The organism is Armatimonas sp., from assembly GCF_043760365.1.
Lineage (GTDB): Bacteria > Armatimonadota > Armatimonadia > Armatimonadales > Armatimonadaceae > Armatimonas.
Window position 1 is genome coordinate 1 of the sequence record NZ_JAYUPA010000372.1, and the last position, 5,088, is coordinate 5,088.

The following is a 5,088-nucleotide window of genomic DNA, read 5'->3' on the forward strand; positions in this document are numbered from 1 at the left end:
CAGGCTTCCTGTGCCCGCTCGCAAAACAGCGCCTCCGCATCGGTGAGGGTCAGTGACGGCACGCGCCAGACTGCTTCCCCGGGAATATGCAGGGGCTCGCGGCTGGTCACCAGGAGCCGAACCTGCGGCGTTTGTGTGAGAAGCATCCGCACCAGCAGCGCGGATTCCGAGAGAATCTGTTCACAGTTATCAACAAAAACAAGTAGCTGTTGCTCTTTCAAAGCACGTAGCACGGCAGCATGCCCCTCACTCGCCGCCCCGAAGCGTAGCCCCAGTGCTTGCGCTAGTGTGTCGGTCAGCCGTGCCCCAGGAGTGAGCGCACTAAAATCGGCAAAGACAACCCCATTGCGAAAGTGCGCAGCACTCAATCGGGCCACTTCCTGAGCCAGCCGGGTCTTGCCCACGCCCCCCGCGCCCGTGAGAGTGACGAGCCGACTCTGGAGCAGCAGCCCCCCGACACGCTCCAAGTCACGCGCACGGCCCCGCAATGGGGTGAGCGGCAGCGGCAGATTATCATGGCGTTCGAGATTCAGTATCTGTACTTGCTCACGATGCGTCCGCTCATTGAGCACCCACTCCTCGCTCCAGCCCGCCAGAAATGGCCCGCTGTGATGAGCCGCTTGGGTGTCTTGCAGATCGGTGTGGCAGTGTAAGCGCAAGCAGCTTCCCTCGGCAATGAGCAGGCTATCCGCCGCCTCGCCCAGCGCCGCGCGTAGCTCCAGGAGTGTCCGGCGCAGGTAGAATCGTCCTCGGGTCTCGTCGGCATCCGGCCACAGTGTTTCCGCCAGCCAGGCGCGCTCCACCTCGCGGGGCGCACGCAACGCCAAGAGTGCCAGCAGCCGCGCCGCCAGCCGCCCACAGACCACAGGCGTATCCCCAAGCCGGGCATCCCATCCTCCGAAAAATTTAAGCAAGAGCGGCATTCGCGCTATTTTACGCCGAATTTGCAACGGCTGGTGTAACTCCAGCGAGCGGTATAATCACCAGGACAATGATGAACATCAATCTACAGCACAGAGTCGCGCTGGTGACGGGTGCCGCGCGGGGCATCGGCAAGGCAATCGCGGATTGTCTTGCCGAAAATGGCGCGATTGTCTACCGCGCCGATATTGCGCCGGATAGCCCCTTGATGATGGATGTCACCAACACGACACAGATCGCCGAAGCACTCGCTCAAATTGAGCGCGAGCAGGGGCGGCTTGATATTCTGGTCAATAACGCCGGAGTCAACACGCTGGCGCACCGGGTAAATATAGACGCCTTCCCGCAAGCGGAATGGGATCGGATTCTGGCCGTGGATCTGACGGGCGTCTACCAAGTCAGCCGCGCCGCGATTCCGCTACTACGCAAGGCCCCAGGCGACGGCAGGCGCATCGTCAATATCGCCTCCGTCGCCGGCCTGGTGCCGCTGCGGCTCCAGTGCGCGTTTACGGCCGCAAAAGCCGGGGTCATCAACCTCACGAAAGCCATGGCGCTGGAGCTCGGCCCGGAGAATATTCTGGTCAACGCCATCGCGCCTGGCTCGATTCTGACGCAGGGCACGGAGCAGCTTTTCTACGGTGAAGACGGCCTGTTCAAAGACTCGGTTCAGCGGCTTCTCGACCACATCCCTCTGGGCCGCCCCGGTAAGCCCGAGGAGATCGCCCACGCGGCATTATTCTTAGTGGCGCCCGAGAGCAGCTATATCAATGGCCACTGCCTGACTGTCGATGGCGGCTGGACGGCTGGTTATCATCGCGAGTTTTAGGAGAATTTTCATGGCAACTATCACCGAGTTCAAGGGCTACCTGAGCGACGCCCCCCCGACCATCCCCAAGCCCGAGACCCCACCCGACCCCATGATCGTCACCGTGCAGGAAGGCGTTCCCGTGGCCTATCCCAACTGCCACGGCCTCGGGGTGCGCGTGGTGCATCCCGTCAACCCCAACGCCCCGGCGAAGAATCTGGGCCTAGTCATGTTCTATGTCCCCCCGCATGTCGTGCTCTCACCCGGCTCCCACGAGACTGAGGAGACCTATGTGATTTTAGAAGGCAAGGGCAAGATGACCTTCGCCCGCTATGAGCGCGAGGTGAAAAAAGGCGACTTTGTCTACCTGCCCCCGTGGTGCTTGCACGGCATCGAAAACACCGGCACGGAGACGCTTGTCGTTCTCATTGCCACCTCGCCGCCCAATCCGTAACGACCTCACGGTGAAACGTAACCAGTCTATACAGACGCGGAGGAATGCAAAGTAAAGAGGGTCGGGGATTAGTCCCTGGCCCTCTCGAAACCGCTACAGATCGGCTCCCTACTTCTTGCGGCGGGCAACGATGCCACCGACCATACCCAGCGCGAGGAAGGCAAGTGTGCCAGGCTCGGGAGCGGAGGAAGAGTAGATCAGGACTATGCGACCATTGCCGCCATTACCAATAGGATCGGAAGAAAAATTCCCCCCTATTCCGATACCAGAGGCGTAGTCTGTGTCCGACGAACCACCGGCACCACCGCCACCATTAACTACCACCACCAATGATAAGGGGGAGAGCGTCGCTCGGAGTCACAGCAAGCAGGCCGGTGACAAACGCGCCAGAGCCACCTTGATACCCACCACCCGCTCCCCAGAGTTTGACGGTGAGACTGGTAACTCCAGAGGGGACAATGAATGCCTGGTTGGTTCCCGTATAGCTAAACACCGATGTGATTGTCTGCGCTCGTGCCATCTGGGGAAGCGCAATAAGTGCGATGATACTGAAGGCGGCAGAACGGAACAGAAACGAAGATCTCGGTGATTTCATGCTGGCATAGTACAAGAGTTGGTCAAATAACACAAGAGGCTATTTTCGCCCATAACTATGTTGCTGAATTCCCCAAGCTACTTGACTTGAGAGCAGGCAGATCATCGAATGAGCCACGTGCAAAAAACCTACAAAAATCCGCATATTTACTTACATTTCGTGTAGGGATACAGATGCTGAATAGATGATATGATTTGACTTAGTGGATTTGGCCTACTTCGCTATGACGCTTCTTTGAAGTGAGCATGAGCTGCCTGATCGTACTTAGGAAGCGGTTGGTTAGTCGGGGGAAACCCAAAAAAACTAGCCCGGCGGGGATCGCCGGGCTACCTTATAAAGGAGGTACTAGATGAAAAGACTTAGTACATCCTCAAGAGTCCATTGCTATGCGTGGATGATAACCCTAGCCGGGGTTATTATCTGTTACGCAGTAGCGATGGCTTTGAACTACTTGCACTCTCACAAACACCGGGCTAGGTGTTTACGAGCAAACAACTTTTTAACCAAGACTCTTTCTAATTCAAGGCGAACTGTACTTGACAACAGTCCATGATCATACGGTACCATGCCATGTATCGGTATGTCAATAGTTTGTCAAGAGGAAGCATCTGCACGGAGCTAGGCCGGACTAGCTACTACCAGGCTCTCTTGGAGCCTACCTGTCAGCGTTTCGCGAAGGTTTTCATCGGAGCCACCCTAAAGCGGTGTTTGCTGTGCTACCTCCGTCCCTCATCGTCTAGGGGCTTTTGTGGGACAGAGGGCTTGTCGGGTATAGTACGTCATATTATTTTAGGAGTAGCAATCATGAAGATCCGAAACATTCAAAGAATCGCGCTGGCAGCTTGTGGCGTGCTGGCACTGATAGCAGTAGGGACAATGGCAAAGGCCGATGACTGGGCACAGTGGCGTGGCCCGAAGCGTGATGGCATCTCGCTGGAGAAGGGGCTACTGAAGGTGTGGCCTGCGGGTGGGCCGAAGCTGGCCTGGCAGGTCAAAGATATTGGCTCGGGGTACTCGACGCCTGTGGTTGTAGGCAATCGGCTCTATGTGCTAAGCAACGAGGGGCTGGAAAATGAGTTCGTGCGGGCCTATAGCGCTGCCAACGGCAAGCTGATCTGGTCCACTCGGCTTGGCTCCGTGGGTAACCCCAAACAGCAACCCAGCTACCCGGGGTCTCGAACCACAGCAACGGTGGACGGCAAACTACTCTATGCGCTAGGTTCCGATGGCGATCTGGCGTGTGTCGAAACAGCGACAGGAAAGATCGTTTGGAAGAAGAGCCTGCGCACGGACTTTGGCGGGACGGCAGGGGTATGGGCCTACTCGGAGTCGCCACTGATAGATGGCAACAAGGTGATTGTCTCGCCCGGCAACGAAGCCGCCGCGATGGTGGCACTGGATAAAAAGACAGGTGCGACCCTCTGGAAATCCGCGATCCCTGGTGAGAAAGCCGCCAGCTACGCGTCGGCGATTGCGGTGGAGATCGGCGGCGTGCGGCAGTATGTCCAGTACCTGAGCAAGGGCGTGGTCGGGGTGGAAGCCGCAACCGGCAAGCTTCTCTGGCGCTACGACAAGACTCTGGACACCCGTTTTGGCATGCACTCCCTGACGCCAGTTGCGTCCGCAAATATGATCTACAGCGGCGCAGCGGCGGGTGGCGGGGTCGCCAAGCTCACGGCAGCAGCGGGAAGCTTTAGTGTGAACTCCGCCTATGTCGAGCGCAAGGCCCCCAATGGCCTAGGCGGCGCGGTACGCCTCGGGGAGTTCCTCTACGGCACGTCTGGCCCGGTGCTCCTCTGCACCGAGTTCGCCACCGGAAAAGTCCGCTGGGAAGAGCGCGGGATCGGCGCGGGCGCGGTGTGCTATGCCGATGGCCTGCTCTTTGTTCACGGCGAGAGTGGCGAGGTCGCACTGGTCGAGGCCACCCCCGATGGCTACAAAGAGAAGGGCCGGTTCAGCCCGCCCGCTCAGCCGGATCGTGGACAGAGCAAGGCATGGGCCCACCCCATTATCGCCAATGGCAAGCTCTACATCCGCGATCTGAACTGCCTCTGGTGCTACGACATCAAAAAAAACTAAAGCCGTTCTCGGAGTTAGCCCGGCGGGCTAAGACGCTTTATGCTCGCTTCAATCTCGGGATCTCGGAAGAGCAGGTTGGCCCCCGTATAGTGCTCGCGGGCCAGCTCGCTCTGCCCTTGCTTCAGGGCAAGCGATGCCAGGGCTTTGTGGGCGTTGAAGTAGCGCACGAGAATATGCAACTGGAGTGGGTCGCCGTCTTTCCAGCCCGCGTAGACGCCACGGGTCTGGAGCTGT

General features: G+C 58.5%; 7 protein-coding genes. 3 read left to right on the forward strand and 4 right to left on the reverse strand.

Translation table 11 applies throughout. The features are described from left to right. Positions 1-923 (reverse strand): AAA family ATPase (locus ACH2EH_RS08985; RefSeq protein ID WP_395140917.1); only part of this gene is annotated, 923 nt, incomplete at its 3' end. Positions 924-991: 68 nt separating this feature from the next. Here ACH2EH_RS08985 and ACH2EH_RS08990 point away from each other — a divergent pair. Next, positions 992-1,747 (forward strand): SDR family NAD(P)-dependent oxidoreductase, encoded by a 756-nt coding sequence (locus ACH2EH_RS08990; protein WP_395140919.1) that lies wholly within the window; start codon positions 992-994, stop codon positions 1,745-1,747. Between the two features lie 10 nt (positions 1,748-1,757). Further along, positions 1,758-2,180, forward strand: a complete 423-nt coding sequence (locus ACH2EH_RS08995) for a cupin domain-containing protein (RefSeq protein WP_395140921.1) — start codon at positions 1,758-1,760, stop codon at positions 2,178-2,180. A 108-nt stretch (positions 2,181-2,288) separates the two neighbouring features. On the opposite strand, the gene ACH2EH_RS09000 is transcribed toward ACH2EH_RS08995, so the two are convergent. After that, a complete protein-coding gene (locus ACH2EH_RS09000) occupies positions 2,289-2,504 on the reverse strand; it encodes a PEP-CTERM sorting domain-containing protein (RefSeq protein ID WP_395140923.1) in 216 nt (71 codons plus the stop codon). After that, positions 2,494-2,775, reverse strand: a complete 282-nt coding sequence (locus ACH2EH_RS09005) for a hypothetical protein (protein WP_395140925.1) — start codon at positions 2,773-2,775, stop codon at positions 2,494-2,496. Before ACH2EH_RS09005 ends, ACH2EH_RS09000 begins: the two co-directional genes overlap by 11 nt. Before the next feature lie 804 nt (positions 2,776-3,579). Here ACH2EH_RS09005 and ACH2EH_RS09010 point away from each other — a divergent pair. Beyond that, positions 3,580-4,854 carry a PQQ-binding-like beta-propeller repeat protein gene (locus tag ACH2EH_RS09010; RefSeq protein WP_395140927.1) on the forward strand — a complete coding sequence of 425 codons (1,275 nt, stop codon included), beginning with the start codon at positions 3,580-3,582 and terminating at the stop codon, positions 4,852-4,854. Between the two features lie 14 nt (positions 4,855-4,868). Here the strand turns inward: ACH2EH_RS09010 and ACH2EH_RS09015 are convergent. Beyond that, a partial coding sequence (locus ACH2EH_RS09015) for a hypothetical protein (RefSeq protein WP_395140929.1) occupies positions 4,869-5,088 on the reverse strand: 220 nt, incomplete at its 5' end.

Coding starts and splice junctions, on each gene's coding strand:
- ACH2EH_RS09005 (WP_395140925.1), bottom strand. CDS start 2,775: ATGAAATCACCGAGATCTTCGTTTCTGTTCCGTTCTGCCGCCTTCAGT.
- ACH2EH_RS08990 (WP_395140919.1), top strand. CDS start 992: ATGATGAACATCAATCTACAGCACAGAGTCGCGCTGGTGACGGGTGCC.
- ACH2EH_RS08995 (WP_395140921.1), top strand. CDS start 1,758: ATGGCAACTATCACCGAGTTCAAGGGCTACCTGAGCGACGCCCCCCCG.
- ACH2EH_RS09010 (WP_395140927.1), top strand. CDS start 3,580: ATGAAGATCCGAAACATTCAAAGAATCGCGCTGGCAGCTTGTGGCGTG.